Origin of the sequence: Virgibacillus chiguensis (genome assembly GCF_900129865.1) — a bacterium.
GTDB lineage: Bacteria > Bacillota > Bacilli > Bacillales > Amphibacillaceae > Virgibacillus > Virgibacillus chiguensis.
This window is the reverse complement of sequence record NZ_FQXD01000002.1, coordinates 188,776-211,893: the sequence shown is the minus strand read 5'-3', so window position 1 is coordinate 211,893 and position 23,118 is coordinate 188,776. Positions and strand designations below refer to the sequence as shown.

19 protein-coding genes are annotated in these 23,118 nt (G+C 35.9%); 17 read left to right on the top strand and 2 right to left on the bottom strand.

What is annotated here, in order from left to right:
* Window positions 1-4 precede the first annotated feature (4 nt).
* Window positions 5-1,207 (bottom strand): nucleotidyltransferase, encoded by a 1,203-nt coding sequence (locus BUB45_RS03485; protein ID WP_073005298.1) that lies wholly within the window; start codon window positions 1,205-1,207, stop codon window positions 5-7.
* Between the two features lie 707 nt (window positions 1,208-1,914).
* On the opposite strand from BUB45_RS03485, the gene BUB45_RS03480 reads away from it, so the two are divergent.
* The 3 genes from BUB45_RS03480 (at window position 1,915) to BUB45_RS03470 (ending at window position 3,582) form a co-directional block, all read left to right on the top strand.
* Complete coding sequence (locus BUB45_RS03480; RefSeq protein ID WP_073005296.1) at window positions 1,915-2,445, top strand: YceD family protein; 531 nt, start codon at window positions 1,915-1,917, stop codon at window positions 2,443-2,445.
* Window positions 2,446-2,480: 35 nt separating this feature from the next.
* Window positions 2,481-2,654, top strand: coding sequence for a 50S ribosomal protein L32 (gene rpmF, locus BUB45_RS03475; protein ID WP_073005294.1), 174 nt, complete (start codon window positions 2,481-2,483; stop codon window positions 2,652-2,654).
* A gap of 445 nt (window positions 2,655-3,099) precedes the next feature.
* The gene (locus tag BUB45_RS03470; RefSeq protein ID WP_073005292.1) at window positions 3,100-3,582 is read left to right on the top strand and encodes an RsfA family transcriptional regulator; all 483 of its coding nucleotides are present in this window, start codon (window positions 3,100-3,102) and stop codon (window positions 3,580-3,582) included.
* Between the two features lie 191 nt (window positions 3,583-3,773).
* Here BUB45_RS03470 and BUB45_RS03465 read toward each other — a convergent pair whose 3' ends face one another.
* The gene (locus BUB45_RS03465; RefSeq protein WP_073005290.1) at window positions 3,774-4,268 is read right to left on the bottom strand and encodes an N-acetyltransferase; all 495 of its coding nucleotides are present in this window, start codon (window positions 4,266-4,268) and stop codon (window positions 3,774-3,776) included.
* 305 nt (window positions 4,269-4,573) lie between these two features.
* On the opposite strand from BUB45_RS03465, the gene BUB45_RS03460 reads away from it, so the two are divergent.
* The 14 genes from BUB45_RS03460 (at window position 4,574) to ftsA (ending at window position 23,112) form a co-directional block, all read left to right on the top strand.
* Entirely contained in the window at window positions 4,574-4,960 is a 387-nt protein-coding gene (locus BUB45_RS03460) for a DUF3397 domain-containing protein (RefSeq protein ID WP_073005288.1), read from the top strand.
* Between the two features lie 227 nt (window positions 4,961-5,187).
* Window positions 5,188-6,807: a bacillithiol biosynthesis cysteine-adding enzyme BshC gene (gene bshC / locus BUB45_RS03455; RefSeq protein ID WP_073005287.1), complete on the top strand. Its 1,620-nt coding sequence runs from the start codon at window positions 5,188-5,190 to the stop codon at window positions 6,805-6,807.
* Between the two features lie 262 nt (window positions 6,808-7,069).
* Window positions 7,070-7,501 (top strand): division/cell wall cluster transcriptional repressor MraZ, encoded by a 432-nt coding sequence (gene mraZ, locus BUB45_RS03450; protein WP_073005285.1) that lies wholly within the window; start codon window positions 7,070-7,072, stop codon window positions 7,499-7,501.
* Between the two features lie 73 nt (window positions 7,502-7,574).
* Window positions 7,575-8,552 carry a 16S rRNA (cytosine(1402)-N(4))-methyltransferase RsmH gene (gene rsmH, locus BUB45_RS03445; protein ID WP_073005283.1) on the top strand — a complete coding sequence of 326 codons (978 nt, stop codon included), beginning with the start codon at window positions 7,575-7,577 and terminating at the stop codon, window positions 8,550-8,552.
* On the top strand, window positions 8,552-8,920 hold the full coding sequence (ftsL, locus tag BUB45_RS03440; protein WP_073005281.1) for a cell division protein FtsL: 369 nt from the start codon (window positions 8,552-8,554) through the stop codon (window positions 8,918-8,920). Before rsmH ends, ftsL begins: the two co-directional genes overlap by 1 nt.
* A gap of 24 nt (window positions 8,921-8,944) precedes the next feature.
* Entirely contained in the window at window positions 8,945-11,149 is a 2,205-nt protein-coding gene (locus BUB45_RS03435; protein ID WP_073005279.1) for a penicillin-binding protein, read from the top strand.
* A gap of 119 nt (window positions 11,150-11,268) precedes the next feature.
* The gene (locus BUB45_RS03430) at window positions 11,269-13,200 is read left to right on the top strand and encodes a stage V sporulation protein D (RefSeq protein WP_073005277.1); all 1,932 of its coding nucleotides are present in this window, start codon (window positions 11,269-11,271) and stop codon (window positions 13,198-13,200) included.
* A gap of 122 nt (window positions 13,201-13,322) precedes the next feature.
* The gene (locus BUB45_RS03425) at window positions 13,323-14,798 is read left to right on the top strand and encodes a UDP-N-acetylmuramoyl-L-alanyl-D-glutamate--2,6-diaminopimelate ligase (RefSeq protein ID WP_073005275.1); all 1,476 of its coding nucleotides are present in this window, start codon (window positions 13,323-13,325) and stop codon (window positions 14,796-14,798) included.
* On the top strand, window positions 14,798-16,153 hold the full coding sequence (locus BUB45_RS03420) for a UDP-N-acetylmuramoyl-tripeptide--D-alanyl-D-alanine ligase (protein WP_073005264.1): 1,356 nt from the start codon (window positions 14,798-14,800) through the stop codon (window positions 16,151-16,153). Before BUB45_RS03425 ends, BUB45_RS03420 begins: the two co-directional genes overlap by 1 nt.
* 42 nt (window positions 16,154-16,195) lie before the next feature.
* On the top strand, window positions 16,196-17,182 hold the full coding sequence (gene mraY / locus BUB45_RS03415; protein ID WP_073005262.1) for a phospho-N-acetylmuramoyl-pentapeptide-transferase: 987 nt from the start codon (window positions 16,196-16,198) through the stop codon (window positions 17,180-17,182).
* On the top strand, window positions 17,179-18,528 hold the full coding sequence (murD, locus tag BUB45_RS03410) for a UDP-N-acetylmuramoyl-L-alanine--D-glutamate ligase (protein WP_073005260.1): 1,350 nt from the start codon (window positions 17,179-17,181) through the stop codon (window positions 18,526-18,528). The genes mraY and murD overlap by 4 nt, the downstream gene beginning before the upstream one ends.
* Before the next feature lie 346 nt (window positions 18,529-18,874).
* Complete coding sequence (gene spoVE / locus BUB45_RS03405; RefSeq protein ID WP_073005716.1) at window positions 18,875-19,939, top strand: stage V sporulation protein E; 1,065 nt, start codon at window positions 18,875-18,877, stop codon at window positions 19,937-19,939.
* Window positions 19,940-20,344: 405 nt separating this feature from the next.
* Window positions 20,345-21,127: a cell division protein FtsQ/DivIB gene (locus BUB45_RS03400; protein WP_073005259.1), complete on the top strand. Its 783-nt coding sequence runs from the start codon at window positions 20,345-20,347 to the stop codon at window positions 21,125-21,127.
* Between the two features lie 704 nt (window positions 21,128-21,831).
* Window positions 21,832-23,112 (top strand): cell division protein FtsA, encoded by a 1,281-nt coding sequence (gene ftsA / locus BUB45_RS03395; protein WP_073005257.1) that lies wholly within the window; start codon window positions 21,832-21,834, stop codon window positions 23,110-23,112.
* Window positions 23,113-23,118: the final 6 nt, after the last annotated feature.

The following is a 23,118-nucleotide window of genomic DNA, read 5'->3' as shown; positions in this document are numbered from 1 at the left end:
AATCTTAGCTACATAGAGGGGAGCGCTCTTGCTTGAGCAAGTTTTGTTTTATCGCTATGGGCAAAATACTATAATAGGCGTTGCTTGCTTTTTCTTCCATTTGTAGCATTGGATGCATGTTTCGGCTCATTTGATGGATAATAGGCGTTACCAAGGTCTTTTTTCGCTCGTGCAAGTATTTTTGTCCTTGTTTCGTAAAACCGAGAATACGTACATACGGTATGGCAGTTAAATTATATAACGCTTCTATGTCACTTTTTTTTGTGTTGGTTAAGATATGTACACACATGCGTTGTAAACGTGTCCATGTATACCTTTTTGTTTTTAGCTTTTCCATCCAATCTTGAAATGTATGGGCATGTTTCGCGGTTTTTTTAATGCGATACTCTAACCCCTCGTCTACACCTTGGATCAAAGAAAGTTCCTGAGCGCTCATCGTTGAAGCACGATAGTGAAGCAAAGGGAAATATGCTTCCCATGTATGCCAAGTAGAAGCTGTTCGTTTATAAGTAATTAACTGTTCATACATTGTTTGCGGGATGGCATTGCGAATAGATGCAGTAATCGAATCTTCTTTTTGTATCGCTTCTCGAATACTCGTAGCACTTGCAATGGATCCATAAATGGTTTTATCATGATAACCACTTTGCGTTCGTTGAATGGTCAGTGGTTGAATAGGTAAATGATAGTCATAAATTGTTTTCAAATAGCTAAAGCCTAGTATATTGTTTGGTTGAGTTAAATTCATAGAGGAAAGCCCAATTATTTCATACGCGTTTTTGCTTGCTTCAGGAAAAGCTAACCCTCTATTCAAATTCTGTTTAAGTGCAACTTGGTATGTATCCATATTTTTCGTTAGCTTTTGGTAACTTTCTTTGAAATGGTTAATGTCTCCTGATTCACTGCCAAAACAAATACTGGAAACTTGTAGCGCATGTAGTGCAAGAACTGCTCCTTTCGCGAACAACTCACTGCTTTGAACGGCGAAAGTGTAAGGAAGTTCAATTACAATATCAACGCCTTCTTTTAGAGCAGCTTTTGCTCGATGAAATTTATCTATCATTGCTGGCTCTCCACGTTGTAAGAACGAGCCACTCATAACAGCGATGATACAATCTGTTTTAGCTAGTTTTTTTGCATGTTGTACGTGATAAACATGTCCATTATGGAAAGGATTGTACTCAACAATTAATCCGCATGCGTTCATTTTATCAACTCCTACAATAGTTCTTAATTATCTGTTTAAATACGTACAAAATACATTATCAACCATTTGTTTTGTTGATAAAATCTTAAAGGATCTAAGTTTCTTTTAATTTTATCAGAATAAGATGATATGTGCATGTATGAAATCAGTGAATTAGAAAAGCTAACTGAACATAAGAATTTCACGATATGAAAATATTTCTTGGTCGGATATGAAGACTAATTTCTAGCGGAAAAAGAGAAGGTGCTTCATTATAAAACGTATGCTTAGCTTGCACGCATATTTTGACAGGGGCCTTCTCATAAGGTTATATGAATGAAACAGAAACAAAGGAATATCAGGTTCTAGGTTTGTAGAACGTGATAGAAAAAGCAGACCAGCAATCGCGCAGTAGCTGTTAGGGTATGGGTTATTTAGAGCAAATATAGCACACTTGGTATGGTTAAGCTAGCTGCATTTTGCATGCATGGTTTTTCTTATACTATAAACCCAAAAAAACGTATACTTTACTATAACGCAAAACAATTGGTTTAAAACTAATTAGAGAAAAACTTGATACATACAGTTTCAATGATAAGTGTGTGTCTCGTTTATCTATATGTTATAGTGGAATAGAATTGGGTAAGATAGCAAATGTGTAAAGAGAATATGTTGACAAAATCATGTTTTTCTTTTAAAATTACTCTTGTTGCCTTGAGGTGAGAACTATGAAATTTGCGTTAGCTCAATTAAAGAAGAATGCTTATAAGGAACCTTTTACTTTTTCAGAAACGGAAGATGTTTCCGAATTGGAAGAGATGAACAACGATATTCGTCATATTGGCGAAGTAGAAGTTCAAGGAACGTGTTTTTTTCAAGGAGATAATATTATTTTTTCCTTACGTATTCATGGTGAAATGGTGCTTCCGTGTGCCCGAACGTTAGAAGATGTTCATTATCCGTTTGCTATCCAAACAGATGAAGTATTTACAACGTCGTTATATAGATCGGAAGCTGAAATCGAAGCTGAAATTCACCCAATTGATGGCGAGGTGCTTGATTTAACCCCGTTAATTAAGGAAAATATCTTGCTAGAGGTTCCGTATCGCGTATTTTCAGAGGAAGAAAACAGTCGACCTGATTATTTAACAGAAGGTAAAGGCTGGCAATTTACTTCTGAACAAAATAACGCAAAATCAATAGATGAGCGTTTTAGGAAATTGGAATCATTGTTTAATAAGGATGAGAAGAACGATTAAGTTTATCTTATCTTTCTATGAAGGAGGTGTAAGTCATGGCAGTACCTAAAAGAAGAACTTCAAAAAAGGTGAAAAACCAACGTCGTACACATAAAAAATTACATGTGCCTGGCATGGTAGAATGTTCAAATTGTGGGGAGTTGACGAAACCGCACTACGTTTGTAAAGCATGTGGTCACTACGATGGTAAAGAAGTAGTCAGCCAATAATAAATGTAATTCTAGCATGTTGAGTCAAAGATCTGAGAAACTTTATAATTCTTGGATCTTTTTCATTTCATATGCATTGCAAGATTAGGGCAGGTCACAAACGTGGCTTGCCTTTTATTCTAGCTGGAATATAATAAACGTATCTGTTACATGTTATTTGTTCCACTATAGGAACGTATAAAAATTTTTTGGTCGGTTATAGTGTAAGAAAAATAAAATCTTTCACCATTAGACTTGGGGAGAATCAAAGTTCTCTAATATTTTCATGTGCCTAGTTTATTATCTGATGGAATGGATTATAACTTTTGTAATTTGTAGCTTCACTTGCGCAGAAATGATCTTTTGGAGAAAATTACGGATAATTTTTAAAGAAAAACTCAAACCTTTTATTCTACCACTCCTAGTTTTTGCATACATTGATAGCAAATGTATAAGGAGGGGTGTTATGAATGTTACAAGACAAGACGCATGGACGAAAGATGAGGATGTCCTATTAGCAGAAACCGTTCTACGTTATATAAAAGAAGGAAAGACCCAGTTGGAAGCATTTAGAGAAGTAGCTCATAGACTGTCTAGAACTCCTGCAGCCTGTGGATTTAGATGGAATGCAACGATTCGAAAACAATATCAAAATGAGGTTCAACGAGCAAAAGAGGAGCGTAAGAGTGAAAATATTAATTATAGCTGGCCTGTTCCAGAATCAGGGAGCCAAGATCCGCTTCAAACTGTCATTTCGCTATTAGAAAGAATTAAAGCTGGGAATGAACAAATTGCATCGGAGCATCTGAATGAACATGAATTACATCTGAAAAAACTACAGAAAGAAAACGAGGAATTAAAATATATTTTGCTTCGCTATGACAAGGCATGGCAAGAGATGGCTACCTTATTGAAATCTGTTGTTACTGAAAAGCCTAACCAAGAGTGAATGGCCTCTATTTGGCATTATCTATATTCCATTATGTACAACTGGAAAAAGGAACGAAAGACATGAATGCAAGATAATTCATGTCTCAAGTTCTTTACTAGCACTATAGGAAAGTATAAAGGTTTTAGGGTCTATAGTATAAGAAAAACTACAGCTTCCGCCATAAAGATGTGGCGGTAAGCCGCGTTTTTCTAAGCTTCATCTTGCTCCTTTGTGTGGTTTTCTTTCACACCTACTGGCATCCAAATCAGTGGGTTTTCTCCCAAATCTCGTTCCATTTTGTACTGTGCCTTTTGAAAGCCCATTTTTTCCCAAAAAGCATAAGAGTTAATTCTAGGGTTTGTCTTTATTGGTAATTGATAACTTTTCGCAAAATCTACTAACGCTTTGCCATATCCTTTTCCTTGGTATTCTGGAAGAACTTCTAATTTCCACAAAGTTAGATAATCTTGAGGTGGGTCAAAATAAAAGTCATACTTTCGATTGACTTTATAGAGGCTCATACGAGCAATTAAACTGTCGCCAATATAAATTCCGTAAAAAGGTGAATCACTTTGGTTTTCCACCAAATTATTCTCCAGATCTTCTAACATAGATAATTCTTGATTACCGTACTCTTTAAAATGTTTAAACTTCTCCAATGTTTTATAATTAATCAAAAGCTTTTCAACTTTCACTTTGTCCATCTTTCTACCCCCTTGCAAATAAAATAATTCTCTTTTCACACTATATAAAAGTTTAAAACTTGCACTATAGTATAAGAAAAACCTACAAGTTCCACCATGATGCCTTGGCTTAAACCCGGTTTTTCGAAGAATTATTTTTGCTTTTCTATGAATTTATTATAATATAAAAAAAGCAAAGATGAAAATAAAGTGAAGCGCATTCATATTTGTTGAACACATTTCTGTTCTTATTTATAGAAAAAAGGTGAATTAAAGTATTTCTATTAGTATAATAACAGCAGCGGTATATTGGAGGAAAAGATATTATGATGATTGGAATTATATATATTATTGCTTTTTTTATTTCTCTACCTTTTTTAGCGACATGGATTGTGTATGTTTGTAGTTATAAGTTAACAGAGCAAAAAATCAAATCTTTTCACCTGGCAGTATATGTAACTACTCCTTTATACTTAGTAGCTGTAACATTAATGATAGACATGGTTATAGGCATATCGTTGACGGGTGCTATTGTTATTCTTTTGCTACTCCTTTTGGTGGGTGTGCTTATTTTTCAGTGGAGGAAGGGAACGGAAGTCCTTTTAGGTAAGGCTATTAGATTAGTGTGGCGGCTGATGTTTTTACTGTTTATTACGTTATATGGACTGTTAATTGTTACAGGGATCATACAACGTATCTTTTTTTCTGTGTAGGAAATAATGATTTTTTAAGTTGATACTATTAGAAAAACTTGACTATCGCCAAGTTTTATGGCATTGAAACGTCATCGTCTTGCTTATACTGTTAACCATAGAAGTCCTATATTTTCTATGGCTTCTTCAAATAGACTTCTGAAGCAAGCTCGAACAGATCGCATGAAATTTTTAAAATTATTATGTACAATACATGGAGGAGATTACATATAAAGGAGCTTGAATCGATGCGGATCGAACCTATAAATTTAAAGCAACAAAGTAATTTAATGAAAGATTATCGTAATAATGAGGCGAGTATTCATTCGTTTTTTGATTACGCTGCATTCGGTGAATGGAAGCATAGGTATCATGATCTGCAAAAAAACGTTTTTAAGCGTCAGGAGTTATGTGATGTTTTACAGTCCATAAACAAACAATGGCAAGCCCCTGAAAGCACGCAAAAAAACATTCAAAGATTACGCCAGTCACAAGCTGTGACCGTTATCGGTGGGCAGCAAGCAGGTCTCCTAACAGGGCCGCTATATACGATTAATAAACTGATTTCAATTATTCAGCTAGCAAGGGAACAGGAAGTGGCGTTAGGTGTACCAGTCATACCTGTTTTTTGGATAGCAGGGGAAGATCATGATTTTGCAGAAGTGAATCATGTTTATATGTGTAAAGAACATCAAATGCAAAAACACATATTAAAGCAACAAGTGCACACCAAAACATCTTTGACGGATATGGAAATGGATCACGCGAAACTGAAGCAGTGGCTAGATAAATTATTTGAACAATTAGGCGAGACGAATCATACAAAAACGTTGTACCATGAAATAAATAGCTGTTTATCATCTTCTAATACATTTGTTGATTTCTTTGCTAAACTTATTTTCTGCCTATTTCCTAAAGAAGGGGTAGTACTAATCGATTCTGGAAATAAGTCTGTACGCCAGTTAGAAAGTGATTACTTTGTGGAAATGGTGGAAAATCAACCAGAGATAAGTAAAGCGGTGTGCGATTCCTTAGATCAATTACACTCTTTAGGCTACACCGTAAATCTACCTGCGACACCTGTAGATGGCCATTTGTTCTATTATGAGAATGGTGAGCGCATATTGCTGCAACGATCGAAGGAAAAAGGATGGACGAACAAACAGAACAGTATATATTTTACAACGGAACAACTAAAGCAAATTGCTAAAGATACGCCAGAAAAATTAAATAATAATGTAGTTACTCGCCCCTTAATGCAAGAAAAATTATTTCCCAACCTTGCATTTATAGCAGGACCTGGTGAAATCAGTTATTGGTCTACATTGAAGGCAGCGTTTCATCACTTGCAAATGAAAATGCCGCCAGTGGTACCTAGGTTATCTTTATCCATTATTGATCGTACGACTGATAAATTATTATCCCATTGTCAACTAAGTGCAGAACAAGTGATTAATGAAGGTGTGAGTGAAGCAAAAGAGAAGTGGCTAGCAACAACATCGTACCCTTCCATAAAAAAAATTACTCAGGAAGTACAAGAACAAATAACTAAAGTTCATGCCCCCGTGCGTCATCTAGCTGCTTCTATGAGGAGTGATTTAGGGGCATTAGCAGATAAAAACTTGGACTATATTCAAAATCATATCCAATACTTAGAAAAACGTTTAATAAAAGAACTGCAATTACAGTATCAAAATGATTTAGCCACATTTGATTTACTGGAAAGTACGCTCCACCCAGAAAATGGATTACAAGAACGTATTTGGAATCCTCTTCCGTGGTTAAATATGTATGGTATCTCATTCGCGAATCGATTGTTACAGCATACATATTCATTCAACAATTCCCACTATCTTATTTACCTTTAAGTTATTCATTCAAGGAGTTAAAGATAAGTTTACATTTTTGTTATTGAGAGGGGCTTGTTCTTAGCTTTGGAGGGCTGTTTTCTCCCACTTGAAATAAATTGTATAAAAAAGGCTGTCATTATGATTATGGCAGTCTTTTCTTTGTTAATTTAAATAGGTACAAATACCTATTTTTAAGCCAGCTAAAGTAATAATGAAAAAATTGGTGGTGAATAGTGGGGGGATGTGGTAATATAGGGTATACGAAGGTGGGGCGGACTATATGTTTATGGGTGAATTCCAACATAACATTGATGCAAAAGGAAGAATAATTGTCCCTTCCAAGTTTCGAGACCAGCTTGGAGATAGCTTTGTTGTGACCCGAGGGCTCGATCAATGTTTGTTTGTTTACCCCATGGAAGAATGGAACATATTGGAAGAAAAGTTAAAAAAACTCCCACTAACGAAAAAAGATGCCAGAGCGTTTACAAGGTTCTTCTTTTCTGGCGCAGTTGAATGTGAGATTGATAAACAGGGAAGAATAAATATTCCACAATCATTACGAAACTATGCAGGCATTGAAAAAGAATGTGTTGTTATTGGTGTTTCGAATCGCATAGAAATATGGTCCAGTGAGCAGTGGGAATCTTATGTTACAGACTCTGAAGAATCTTTCGCTGAAATCGCTGAGAACTTAATGGATTTTGATATCTAAAGCATTGTGTTAGTTTTTTAGCAATAAATTGGACTAACCCACTAACTTGCTTGAAAAGGAACAGGGTGTTTATATGTTTGAACATAAAAGTGTGTTAAAAAATGAGACCATAGAAGGGCTTGCCATCAAACCAGATGGGGTGTATGTAGATTGCACACTAGGTGGCGGTGGACATGCAGAAGTGATAGCCTCCATGTTAAATAAAGATGGTTTGTTACTTGGTTTTGATCAAGATATCCATGCATTACAGGCGGCACAAATTCGTTTGCAGCCTTATAAGGATCGGATAAGATTTATTCACGCTAATTTTAGTGAACTAGAGGTTGCATTATCAAAGGAAAATATTCACAAAGTAGATGGCGTTTTATTTGATTTGGGTGTATCTTCACCACAGCTCGATAAAGGAGATCGTGGTTTTAGTTATCAACATAACGCGAAGTTAGACATGCGGATGAATCAACAGCAAAAGCTAGACGCCTATTTTGTAGTTAATTACTGGGATTATCAAGCTTTAGTGAAGATTTTTTTTCAATACGGAGAGGAAAAGTTTTCTAAGCAAATCGCCCGAAAAATAGAAGAACATAGAAAGAAAGCGCCAATTGAGACGACATATCAGTTAGTAGAAATAATTAAAGAAGCGATTCCTGCCCCTGCACGACGTAAAGGCGGCCATCCAGCTAAACGGGTGTTCCAAGCATTAAGAATTGCCGTCAATGATGAACTAGGTGTATTTAATGATGCGCTTCATCAAGCAGCAAAAGCAACAGGAATAAACGGACGAATAGCAGTTATCACTTTCCATTCTTTAGAGGATAGACTTTGTAAGCAAGCTTTTAAAAAATGGAGTACAGACAAAGAAACTCCACGTAATTTACCAGTATTACCAAAAGAAAATGAAGCCCCTTTTCGTTTAGTTACAAGAAAACCAATTGTTGCAACAGAGGATGAGCTGGATGTAAATAGAAGATCACGATCTGCTAAGCTTCGCGTTGCTGAAAAAGTAGCAGAATGGAGAGACGATTTTACTTATAAAGAAGGGTGGAGAAAATAATGAGTGCAAATCATGCAAGAAGCTGGGAGCAACTAAAACCGCAAAAGACCCAGGAACAATCGGTTCCAGTAAAAGTTACCAAGCAAGGTTGGATAACAAAAGGTGAAAAAATTATTTACAGTCTTATTGGGCTAATCATTATAGCGGCCAGTATCTACATGGTTTCATTTACTTCATCCACAGACTCGATTAATCGCGAGATGCAAGAGCTAGAGAATAAAGTGAAAGTGCAACAATCTGAAAATGATTTATTAAAAGATGAAATTAATTCGTTGAGCCGACCAGAGCGAATCATCGACATTGCTAAGAAAAACGGTTTTCAAGTTCAGGATGCAAAAGTGAAGCAAGCAAAATCTATCGATGAATAATTATTCAAGGAGAATAGATAGGTTATGAGGAAAAACAAAACAACGCATTTTATGGCAGGTATTTTTATCATTCTTTTTGTGGGGATATTTTTAACATTATCAGGAAGATTTCTTTATATACAAGCTACTGCAGAAATTGATGGGGTTTCTTTAGAAGCATGGGCTGACAAGCAACGAACAACATCGTATGAACTCCCAGCAGAGCGCGGGAAGATCTTTGATAACAACGGAATGACACTTGCCTACGATCAAACAAGCTACAGAATGTACGCAATAGTCGATGAAACATATTCTGATGGGGCAGAAGAACCAAGACATGTTAAACAAGTAGAGAAAACAGCAAAAAAATTAGCTCCTCTATTAGATATGGAGGAAAAAGACATATTAGGCCGCTTGCAGGAAGGGATAGATAACAATCGCTTCCAAGTTGAATTTGGTAAGAAAGGTAGAGATTTGTCTTTACAAAAGAAAGAGGAAATTGAGGAACTTCATTTACCAGGGATTCTTTTTAGGGAAGAATCAGTTCGCTCATACCCGAATGGTACCTTTGCTTCCCAAATAATTGGTTTTGCGAAAGAGATGGAAGTAAAGGATCAGAAAGAAAGTACTACAAAGCAAAAAATGCAAGGTGTTACGGGAATTGAGAAAGAAATGGATAAACATTTAAGTGGAGAAGATGGTTATATTGCTTTTCAACGTGATAAATATAATAAAAAACTACTTGATCCGAAAGAAATAGTAAAGAAAAATGAGGACGGCGGAAATATCTATTTAACGATCGACCAAAAAATACAGACTTTATTAGAAGATACCTTAACTCAAGTCGAAAAGAAATACGAACCTGAACGTATTTCGGCAGTAGTGATGAATCCTAAAACTGGAGAGGTTATAGCAATGGGAAATCGTCCAAGTTATAACCCGAACAATCCTGAAAATGTAGAAAATTGGTATAATGATGTTGTATCGACACCATTTGAGCCTGGATCTACAATGAAAATGTTTACTTGGGCGGCTGCGATAGAAGAAGGCGTTTATAATGGAACGGAAGCATATAAGTCAGGTCGCTATCAACCCAATGAGCAAATAACACCTATTCGTGATCATAATGGTGGAAACGGTTGGGGGGCTATTTCATACAATGAAGGTTTTGAGCGTTCTTCTAATGTTGCCGCGTCTAAACTTGTATGGGAAAAAATTGGATCTGATAAATATCTTGAGTATTTAAAAGCCTTTCATTTCGATCAAAAGACAAATATTGATCTACCAAATGAAGTGATTGGAAAAATATTATATAATTGGCCAGCAGAAAAGTTAACTACAGCATTTGGTCAAGGTACAACCATGACTCCTATACAGCAAATGACGGCGGCTACTGCTATTGCCAACGATGGGAGAATGTTAAAACCTTATATTATTAATAAGATTACAAACCCTAATACAGAGAAGCCAACAAAAGAAAAAAAACCGGATGTGGTTGGTGAACCCATTTCTAAAAAAACGTCCCAACAAGTGCTGAAGCTTTTAGATCAAGCAGTTAATGGGGAACACGCAACAGGTAAAGATTACCAATTAGAAAGCTATAAAGTTGGTGGAAAAACAGGAACAGCGCAAATTCCTAATCCTAAAGGTGGATATTTAACAGGTAGAGAAAATTATATTTTTTCCTTTTTAGGAATGGCACCCATTGATGATCCTCAATTAATGATGTATGTATCTGTTAAACAACCAAAGCTAGGTGAAAAAGAAGATGGATCTTTGGAAAGGGGTTCTGACCCGGTAGCATTTATTTTTAAAAATGTCATGGAGAATGGCTTGCATTATTTAAATATCGATCCAGATAAACAAGAATCAGATCAAATAAAACATATAAAAATCCCAGAACTCGTAGGGAAGAGTTCAGAAACGCTAAAACAAGAATTGATGAAAAAGGGATTACGTGTAACGTCAGTTGGTAAAGGTAAAGTCGTTTCAAGTAATGTACAAAAAGGAGATCGAGTGTTGCCGAATGATCATATTATTATGATTACGGAAAAGCCTAAGATGCCAAGCATAATCGGCTGGTCACTTCGCGATGCTCTAAAACTGTCTAGTTTGTTAGAATTAAAGACAGAAACGTTTGGTGATGGTTATGTGAAAACGCAAAGTATTAAAGCGGGAACAGCTGTTAAATCAAAAGACTACCTTGGTATAGAGCTGGAGCCACCAAACAATAAAAAAAATAAAGATTAGTGAGCGGATCTTCTTCCTATACGTTATAGAAACCGACAAATAACAAAGGAACAGTGTTCTAATCCTCTTTTATTATTCATATAGTGGATACAAGCATGTCTTTAAAAAGGAGATGTAGTATGAAACGTGTATCTGCTGTGACTACAAAAAAGAGGATTGTCACTGTTTTTCTTATTGGAATATTGGTGTTTGTTATTATCGATATTCGTTTAGGTTATGTCCAATTTGTAATTGGCGATGAGTTGATGGGACAAGCTACAGAATTATGGACGCGAGATATTGAATTTGAACCAGAAAGAGGAAAAATTCTTGATCATAATGGAGATGTACTAGCCGAAAATGTAACAGCTCCATCTGTGGTTGTTGTTCCTAGACAGATAGATGACGCTGAAAAAACAGCTCAAAAACTAGCCTCTATTTTAGAAATGTCAGAGGATGAAGCGTTTGAGTATGTTACGAAGAATGCTTCAAGTGTAAATATTCACCCAGAAGGTAGAAAAATTAACGAAAAACAAGAGCTAGCAATTAGAACATTAGATATGAATGGCGTATATTTATCAAAAGATTCAAAACGTCATTATCCGTTTGGAGATGATTTATCTCATGTGCTCGGTTTCGCAGGGATAGATAATCAAGGTCTAATGGGCTTGGAATTATTTTATGATGAACAACTTAGCGGTAAAAAAGGTAGTTTATCATTTTATTCTGATGCTAAAGGTAGAAGACTGGAACGCTTAGCAGATATATATTCCGAACCAGAAGATGGGCTTGATTTAAAAACAACGATTGATACACGCGTGCAAACGATTATGGAAAGAGAATTGGATTTAGTTGCCTCAAAATATAACCCAGATGGTGCGGTGGCCATTGCTGTTAATCCGAAGACTGGTGGTGTACTTGGGATGACATCTAGGCCAAACTTTCATCCGGAAAACTATCAGGAAGTGGACTCGGATATTTTTGACCGTAATTTACCAATCTGGAGTACGTACGAGCCTGGGTCTACATTTAAAATTATTACACTTGCTGCTGCATTAGAGGAAGAAGTGGTTGATTTAAATAAAGACCATTACCATGATGATGGCGATATCTCTGTGGGAGGTTCGAAATTACATTGTTGGAAAAGTGGGGGGCATGGACACCAAAGCTATTTAGAAGTAGTGCAAAACTCGTGTAACCCAGGATTTGTGAGTCTTGGTCAAATGCTAGGAAAAGATAAACTATTTTCGTATATTGATCTGTTTGGTTTTGGAAAGAAAACAGGAATTGATTTGCAAGGAGAGGGTACTGGGATTTTATTTAAACCTGAAAATGTTGGGCCAGTTGAATTAGCTACTACAGCTTTCGGTCAAGGTGTTTCGGTAACACCAATTCAGCAAGTAATGGCTGTATCTGCAGCGGTGAATGGAGGATTCTTATATGAGCCGTATATTGCAGAGGAATGGATTAATTCAACGAATCAGTCTGTCCAAAAGCAAGTTAAACCGACCATGAAAAGGAGAGTTATTTCTGAAGATACTTCCAATGAAATACGTCATGCTTTGGAAAGTGTAGTAGCTCAAGGAACTGGTCGTCCTGCATATGTCGATGGTTATAGAATAGGTGGAAAAACTGGAACAGCGCAAAAAGTTGGTCCGGATGGAAGATATATGGAAAATAACTATGTCGTTTCTTTTATCGGTTTTGCCCCAGCTGATGATCCTGAAATTGTTGTATATGTTGCTGTAGATAATCCAAAAAATGCAGTGCAATTTGGTGGGGTGGTGGCTGCTCCTGTGGTAGGGACAATTATTGGAGATAGCCTAAGGGCAATGGATGTAAAACCGCGAACAGAAGGTCTTGAAAAGGATTATCAATGGCCAGAACAGCCCAAAATTGAGGTGCCCGATGTAAAGGGAATGAAGAAGAAAGATTTGCAGGAATATATGACCAATTTATCCATTGAAACAAGTGGTGATGGCGACTACATTGTAGACCAAGCGCCTAAACCAGGGACGAAAGTGGAGCAAGGGTCAAAAATTAGAGTTTATTTAGCAGAAAATAATCGTTAAACACATTTAAATTTGCTATAATAGATAGGCGAAAAAGAAAGAGGGTGTTTCCACCCTCTTAAAAGTCATTTACAAGAAGAATGTTATAATAAGATAATTTAATGAAGAATGGGATGTTACGAATGAACTTAGAGCAATTATTAAGGAGTATACCTTTTTATCACACAACAGACCATATGGAAAATCTAACCGTTAACCATATTGTTATGGATTCACGTAAGGTAGAGCCTGGAGATGTATTTATATGTATATCTGGATATACGGTGGATGGTCATGATTTTGTCCCTCAAGCCGAAGCTAATGGCGCAGTAGCTATTATAGCAGAGAAATCTGTGAACACGGAGCTACCAACTATAGTAGTTCCAGATACACATCGAGCTCTATCCATGCTTGCTGTGAGATTTTACGATAATCCGACTGACAAGCTTGCCCTAATTGGTGTAACGGGAACGAATGGTAAAACAACAGTAACCTATTTACTAGAAACAATATTTCAGTTAGCAAAACAAAGAACAGGTGTTATTGGTACGATACATACGAAAATTGGCGATGAGACGTATCCGGTAGTTAACACCACTCCTGATGCGCTTTTTTTGCAACAGACATTTCACAAAATGGTTCAACAGAATGTAGATAAAGCGATTATGGAAGTATCTTCTCATGCACTTGTTCAAGGGAGAGTACATGGTTGTAATTATGATATTGCTGTGTTTACGAATCTTTCTCAGGATCACTTAGATTTTCATAAAGATATGGACGATTATTTGCGAGCTAAGAGCCTTTTGTTTGCACAAATGGGTAACAATTATAATCATACTAAACATAAATACGCCATTATTAATCAGGATGAAGCGGCGAGCGAGTTTCTAAAACAAAGTACAGCTCAACAAGTGTTAACGTATGGCATACATCGAGCTTCCCAAGTGATGGCGCAAGATATTGAACTAGGTGCTGCTGGAACCCATTTTCATTTAATCACTCCAGTAGGTAATATACGAATTGAAAGCAAATTAATGGGAATGTTTAACGTTTATAACATGTTAGCAGCTTCTGCTACAGCGATAGCTTCTAATATCCCTTTGGATACGATCCAACAAGCGTTTAAGCAAATTGAAGGCATTAATGGACGCTTTGAGCCCGTAAATGCAGGACAGTCTTTTGCTGTTATTGTAGATTATGCACATACACCTGATTCGCTAGAGAACGTATTACAGACGGTGAAGGAGTTTGCTAAAAATCGTGTTTTTGTCGTCGTTGGTTGTGGTGGTGACAGGGATCGAACGAAGCGCCCTTTGATGGCTGAAATAGCAGTGAAGTATGCTGATAAGCCGATCTTTACTTCTGATAACCCGAGGACAGAAGATCCATTAGCTATTCTTGAAGATATGACAAGTGGATTAGATCAAGATACAGCATTTGAGGTTATTGCTGATCGAAAAGTTGCTATTCAGGAAGCGATAAAGCAAGCAACAGAAGGTGACGTAATTATCATTGCGGGAAAAGGACATGAAACGTATCAGCAAATAGGCCATACAAAATATGATTTTGACGATCGTGAAGTTGCTCGTCAAGCCATTCTATCTAAGGAGCATGCCTAATGTTTACGGTGAATTGGCTTACTCATGTGTTTTTGGATTATAAAGGAAGTGTGAATCAACAAACGATTCATGGCGTTTATACCGACAGTCGTACAGAAATGACCAATGGTTTATTCGTACCGATCAGTGGTGAAAATTTTGATGGTCACGATTATGTATTGCAAGCAGTAGATAATGGAGCTATTGCCGTTTTATGGAGTAAGCAAAAAGAGCTTCCTGAAGCTCTATCTTCTTCATTAATGGTCTTCTATGTAGAAGATACGTTGGCTGCTTTACAAAAACTGGCTACTGCCTATCGCGAGAAAATCAACCCAGTTGTGATTGGTATTACGGGGTCAAATGGTAAAACATCTACGAAGGATATGGTTGCAGCTATTATGCAAACGACCTATCGGACTCATTATACGCAAGGGAACCTTAATAATCATATCGGTGTCCCACTGACCATCTTATCAATGAAGCCAGATACCGAAGTTTTAGTTGTTGAAATGGGAATGAATCATGCTGGGGAAATAAAAGTATTAACCAATATAGCTAAACCAGATTATGCAATAATTACTAATGTTGGTGAATCTCATATTGAGTTTCTAGGTTCTAGAGAAAATATAGCGAAGGCTAAATTAGAAATTTTACTTGGCTTAAGCGATAAAGGAGCGTTTATTATAGATGGTGATGAACCTTTATTGCAGCATTGTCATGGTCAAAAAAGGTTGATTACTTGTGGTTTTGCAGAACATAACATATATCAAATAACAAAGGTCCATATACAAGACAACGCAACATCGTTTATAATAAACAAAGCTACGCCATATACGATTCCGTTTTTAGGAAAACACCATGCTAAAAATGCTACGCTAGCAATTTCAGTTGGAATTTGTATGAACATCGATGTAGAACAGATTCAATTGGCTTTTTATCATATTCAAAAGACAGGGATGCGCTTTGAAAAGATAAAGGGAAAAAACGGTGTGACATTAATTAATGATGCTTATAATGCTTCGGCAACTTCTATGAAGGCTGCCATTGAAGTAATAAAACAGCTTGAAGATTATTCTGAAAAAATTCTTGTTTTAGGGGATATTTTAGAATTAGGAGCACATACAGAGGCGATTCATAGATCTGTAGCTACTGTTATCGAAAATCCAATTACAAATGTCTACACATATGGTGAAGCTTCTAAATATATTACAGACGCAGTGATAGAACAAGGAAGCAATATTTCTGCTGCACATTATACGAATAAGGCTGAATTGCTTCATGATATAAAACCCCATTTACATGAAGAGGCAATTATCTTATTTAAAGCATCGAGAGGCCTAAAATTTGAATCGATTTTAGCTGAATTAAAACGATAGTCAATGAATTGATGGACGGTTTCTAACGAAGGAGGAAAAGTAATGAATATCACTATGTTAATGGTAACTATTTTAATAGCGTTTTTAATTACCGTCCTTTTATCTCCTATTTTTATTCCATTTTTGCGTAGATTGAAGTTTGGGCAAAGTATTAGAGAAGAAGGACCTAAATCCCATCTAAAAAAAACCGGGACGCCAACAATGGGAGGGATTATGATTGTATTCAGTATTGTTATCACCTCTCTCATTATGAGTTGGAAAATAAATCCAGTTGGAGTTAGCTATGAAATGTGGATTTTGTTGTTCGTGTTAGTAGGATACGGGCTACTTGGATTTTTGGATGATTTTATAAAAATAATGAAAAAAAGAAATCTCGGATTAACTTCCAAACAAAAATTACTTGGGCAACTTATTATTGCGCTGGTTGTTTATTTTGTCTTAAAAGCACAAGGTTTTCCTACTTATATATCTGTACCCGGAACGACCTTCCAATTAGAGCTTGGCTGGGCATATGCTCTTTTAATTATAGTTATGCTTGTTGGAGCATCTAATGCAGTAAATTTAACAGATGGATTAGACGGTTTGCTAGCTGGTACTGCTGCCATTGCGTTTGGTGCATTTGCCGTGTTAGCATTGTATGGATATCCACAAAGTGAGGTAGCTATCTTTGCGCTTGCCATCGTTGGTGCTTTACTTGGCTTTTTAGTATTTAATGCGCACCCTGCGAAGGTCTTTATGGGTGATACCGGCTCTTTAGCTTTAGGTGGAGCAATTGCGATTATTGCTATTTTAACTAAACTTGAAATTATTTTAGTTATTATTGGCGGCGTGTTCGTTATTGAAACATTATCTGTTATCATACAAGTTATATCGTTTAAAACAACTGGAAAAAGAGTTTTTAAAATGAGCCCATTACATCATCATTATGAGCTTTTGGGATGGTCAGAATGGCGAGTAGTTACAACCTTTTGGCTAGTAGGGCTTGTTTTTGCTGCGTTAGGAATTTATATTGAGGTGGGTATAAGTTGAAAAAATTAATACATTTCCCCTATGAGTCTATTCTAGTATTGGGGCTAGCGAAAAGCGGTACGGCAGCCGCAACCACATTACTCGAACAGGGAAAAAAAGTGCGAATAAATGATCAAAATGCAAAAGAATCTGATGCAAATGTAAAACAATTAAAAGAGATGGGGGCAGAGTTAATTCTTGGCTCCCATCCTATTCGTGTTCTAGACGGGATAGAGGTCATCGTTAAAAACCCCGGTATTTCCTATGATAACCCTATTGTTACAGCAGCGCAACAAAGGGGGATACCTGTAATAACTGAAATTGAAATAGCCGGTCAATTGGCAAGCGGACCAATTATTGGAATAACAGGCTCTAATGGCAAAACAACGACAACGACTTTGACTACTGAAATGCTAAAGCAAAGTGAGAAACCTGTTAAAGTTGCAGGGAATATTGGCATTGTTGCAACTGATGTGGCAAAAAATTTGCACCCAAATGAGAATCTTGTACTAGAGCTATCTTCTTTTCAATTAATGGGTGTCGACCAGTTTAAACCGAAAATCGCTGTACTACTTAATATATTTAAAGCTCATTTAGATTATCACAAAACATGGGAAAACTATAAACAAGCAAAATATAATATTTTTAAAAACCAAACGAAAGATGATTTTCTTGTTTATAACGCAGAAGATAAAAGTTTAATAGAGGCTATTAAACTTTCAAAAGCGCAAAAAATACCTTTTTCTGTTAAAAGAAAACAGAGCGAGGGGGCTTGGCTTGACAACGAAGCGATCTATTTTAAAGAAGAAAAAATAATGGAACGTAAAGATATTGTCTTATTAGGATTGCATAATTACGAGAATATTTTAGCTAGTGTAGGAGCTGCTAAGTTAAGTGGAGCAACAAATGAAGGAATTCAAAAAGTGTTAAGTATGTTTACAGGTGTGAAACACAGGTTACAATTTGTAGAAAATCACTGTGAGCGATTGTTTTATAATGATTCAAAAGCTACCAATTGTCTAGCTACACAAAAAGCTTTATCAGCCTTTAATCAACCTATTATTCTACTTGCAGGAGGGTTAGATCGTGGTAACGGTTTTGACGAACTCCTACCATATATGAAGCATGTGAAAGCAATGGTACTATTTGGAGAAACTGCTTCAAAACTAGAAAATTTGGGAATGAAAGCGCAAATTTCTAATATTCGTATAACTAAAAATGTACAAACAGCAGTACAGGAAGCTTATGAAATATCTGAACCTAATGATGTCATATTGTTATCGCCTGCTTGTGCAAGCTGGGATCAATATCGCACGTTTGAAGAAAGAGGAGACATATTTATACAAGCCGTGCATACATTAGTATAGGGGCTTGTTTAATAGATAATAAAAGGATGTAAGAAATTAGAAGTTATTTCAATGTGGAAATGCTTGTTTACGTATTGAGAAGTTAGGTTGCTTACCAGTAATTATCGAATGATGCAGGAAACTACTTACCTTGGCATATGTTATTGTCCACTCCGAAGCCTTTGGTAAATGAAAATACTTACTGGTTGATGGTTCTTTTTACAAACACGAACAAAAATGATCTTAGACGCATTTCTATGATTGATGCATCCTTTTTAAACACCCCCTGGTAATATTCAAAAGTGGGGTGTTATTTTTGTTACAAAAAACAAACCGTTCAACAAATGCTTCACCAGATTATATTTTAATGGGAGTTATTATTGGGTTGCTCGTAATTGGTGTTGTAATGGTTTATAGTTCATCTTACGTTTGGTCAGCGTATAAGTTTTCTGATTCCCTTTATTATGTAAAACGACAACTGTTATTCGCGGGTACTGGAGTAATAGCTATGTTGCTTATTATGAATGTTCCTTATACAACATGGAAAAAGTATGCGAAGTTGATTTTACTAGTTTGTTTCTGTTTATTATTTCTTGTTTTAATACCTGGCATTGGTATGGTAAGGGGAGGAGCGCAAAGTTGGATTGGAATTGGGGCATTTAGTATTCAACCGTCCGAATTTATGAAATTAGGTTTGATTATTTTCCTAGCTTCCCACTTAGCCAAGTATCAAAAATATATTACATCGCTTAAAAAGGGTTTTTTACCTTCGATTCTATTAATATTTACTGCTTTTGGTTTAATTATGTTACAGCCGGATTTAGGAACAGGTATGGTATTAGTATTAACTTGTATGGTGATGGTCTTTACTGCAGGAGCTAGATTATCTCATTTTTTTGGTTTAGGAGCTCTAGGGTTAGTGGGTTTTGTTGGTTTGATTGCTTCTGCGCCATATAGAATTAGTAGGATTACAGCTTTTTTGAACCCATGGGAGGATCCACTCGGAGATGGTTTTCAAATTATTCAATCATTATATGCGATCGGTCCAGGTGGTTTATTAGGGTTAGGATTTGGTAATAGTTTACAAAAATATTTTTATTTGCCAGAGCCCCAAACGGATTTTATCTTTGCTATCTTGGGTGAAGAATTAGGATTTATTGGCGGTACGGTTGTGATTTTATTATTTCTTTTGTTATTTTGGAGAGGAATCAAAATATCTTTAGAAGCACCAGATAGTTTTGCCCGTCTATTAGCTTTAGGCATCGTGTCCATGCTAGCAATCCAAGCAATGATTAATATTAGTGTTGTCATTGGGCTAATTCCTGTAACTGGAATTACTTTACCATTTTTGAGTTATGGAGGATCTTCCTTAACATTAATTCTTTGCTCTGCAGGTATTTTGTTAAATATTAGTAAGTATACAAAAATATAAACATGTCATCCTTCACCCTAAATCTATCATAGTAATAACTTGTTAATATATGGTACGCATATGCATGAAGACATATTATCAAGAAACCTCAGATGATTACATTTGGGGTTTTTATGTATATTATAGGAAACGATAAAATTTAGCGTTATAGTACATGCCAAGTTTTTTCTAAGTTTAAAATAAAATAAAAGGGGTAACGCTACAATGCAGGAATAAAATATGTAAGTTCTCCGGTAGTATTTTTTGGACTATAGCAGGACAAGATATTGAAATAAAAAACTTTACAATTCCCTAAGTCTCACTACATTTTTCCATGGATTATATGATATACTCATAGTAACAAGTTGAAATGGCATGTACATGCCATTTCTTGTTGTTAATTTAGGGATAAAGGAAGAAATAGAGATGGCTCAGAAGAAAGTCGTTTCAATTGAAGATCGAATTCCAAAATTAAAACAAGCAAGGAAAAAAAAGGCAAACCGCAGGCTGTTATTTTACCTGTCTATTTTTTTCATTTTAATTTCAATTATTGTTTATTTACAATCGCCGTTAAGTTATATACGTACGATTCAAGTAGAGGGCAATTCTTTTTTACAGGATAATGAAATTGTAAAGCAAGCGAATTTAACCGATAATAAAAACATATGGACAATTGATACTGATGCGGTAGAGTCGATATTAAATGATAGTCCAATTATTGCTTCTGCAAAGGTAAGTAGAAAATTACCTTGGACCGTTTCCATCACGGTTGAAGAATACGAACTTGTTGGCTACACACAAAAAGAATCGACTTACTATCCAGTATTAGGTAATGGAACAACACTTCAAAGTATGGCAAAAAAAACGTATAATGGAGATGCTCCACTATTAAAGGGATTTAATAAGGAAACGTATTTACATAGGTTAACGAATGAAATGGAAAAACTACCTGAAACGATTCGAAATCTAATTTCGGAAGTGCATTGGACACCAGAAAAAGATAATAACGATAAGATGCGGTTATATATGAATGATGGTTTTATCGTTGATGCCCGCATTCCAAACTTCGCTGATAGTATGGAAATATACCCTTCCATCGTGTCACAACTAGAGGAAGAAAGTGAAGGAATTATTCATATTGGGGTTGGTGCATATTTCGAGTCATTTCACAATGGAAAGAAGGGACAAGAGGCTGAGAAGGGGGATTAGCGTTTTGTTTTTGCAATAAGAAACCATCATTTAAGGGTTCTTAACTTAAGAAGAATGTTTCTCAGTCAAGTGTTTATATAAAATTACCCTTTTTTATAAATCAATTTTTTCTAAACGACATATTTTGAATCTGTTTTACGAATAATTATATTGGCGTTTCTTATACGATTAAAAAATGTAGCGAACTTTATAGTTTAGCATCCAAGAATAAGGAACTTAACATCTTCATTTTTGTTCATAAATGAAGAATAGGAGAAAAAAAGAGTCAGTTAAAATAGTGTTTAAATGTTGTTTGGTTTATTCAATTACTATGAAGCGATGCTTTTGTATATTAGAGTTCTCAAGCAGCTTAGAGATAAGTTATAGTGTATTTTTCATTTACAATCCATTTGTACGGCTACGAATACTTCATTGCAATGGATAACTGCCTTATTAGAAAAACATGACTTTAAAGCCGTCGTTTTGCTTAAACCATAAATTCTAGAAATCAATACTTTCCTATAGTGTAAAAAAAGTACTAAAAAATAAAGGGAATTACTAGTTTTATGTGGAATAAATTTATATATTACGTTTTGTGCGTGTATTATAGGAAATGATAAATCTAAGAACAATACATCTGTCGCTAAAAAAGTATAGTAGATAAAAATATATTATGGAGAGAAGTTTGCTTTTGTGCAGCTTTTGAATTTGGGAGGTGCCTTGTTTTGAACAACAGTGATATTTTAGTAAGCCTAGATATAGGTACATCAAAAATAAAAGTAATTATCGGTGAAGTTTTAAATGATTCATTAAATATTATTGGTGTAGGTACTGCTAAATCGAATGGTATGAAAAAAGGAGCTATCATAGATATAGATCAAACGGTACATTCCATTCGTAATGCGGTAGAACAAGCAGAAAGAATGGTTGGTATGAAAATTGAACGCGTAGTTGTAGGAGTGAATGGGAATCACATTCAATTGCAACCATGCCACGGAGTTGTAGCAGTTCAAAGCGAAAATCGTGAAATAACGGATGAAGATGTTACAAGGGTAATTGATGGTGCGCAAGTAATGTCTATTCCTCCAGAAAGAGAAATCATTGATGTGATTCCTAAACAATTTATTGTCGATGGGTTAGATGAAATTAATGACCCTAGAGGGATGATTGGTGTACGTTTAGAAATGGAAGGGACTATCATTACTTGTTCAAAAACTATTTTGCACAATATCTTAAAATGTGTAGAACGTGCTAACCTCGAAGTAGCGGACATCTGCCTTCAACCGCTTGCCGCCGGAACAATTGCTTTATCGAAAGATGAAAAAAGCATGGGAGTCGCTTTAATAGATGTAGGCGGCGGTTGCTCCACAGTTTCCATCTTCGAAAATGACCATCTGGTTTCATCTAGTGTTATACAATTAGGCGGAAACAATATCACAAAAGATCTATCCATTGGATTACGTACGTCGACAGAAGAAGCTGAAGATGTAAAATTAAATTTTGGACATGCATTCTATGATGATGCATTGGAGGAAGAAGTATTCGATGTATCTATTATCGGTAGTAATTCTAAGCAAACGTCGAATCAATTAGAAATAGCAGATATAATTGAGGCAAGGATGGAAGAAATTTACGCCTTTGCTGAGAAAGAGATACGACAAATGGGTTATCAGGAATTACCTGGGGGTTATGTATTAACTGGTGGAACGATGGCAATGCCTGGTGTGCTTGAGTTGGCTGAAGACGTATTTCGTTCTAATGTTCGAATTGCTATCCCCGATTACATAGGTGTGCGGGAGCCACAATTCACTCCAGGCGTTGGTATCTTGCAATTTGCTTATTGGAATGCGAAAATACAGGGAAAAGATTTATTTCCAACTGTTATGTCACAAGATCCAGACGCTCAACCAAAACGTATAAAGAAACAAGCGAAAGCAAATGAAACGAAAGAACCAAAGAAAAAAGAAGCTAAAATTGCTAATTTGTTTAAGTATTTTTTTGATTAAAGTAGA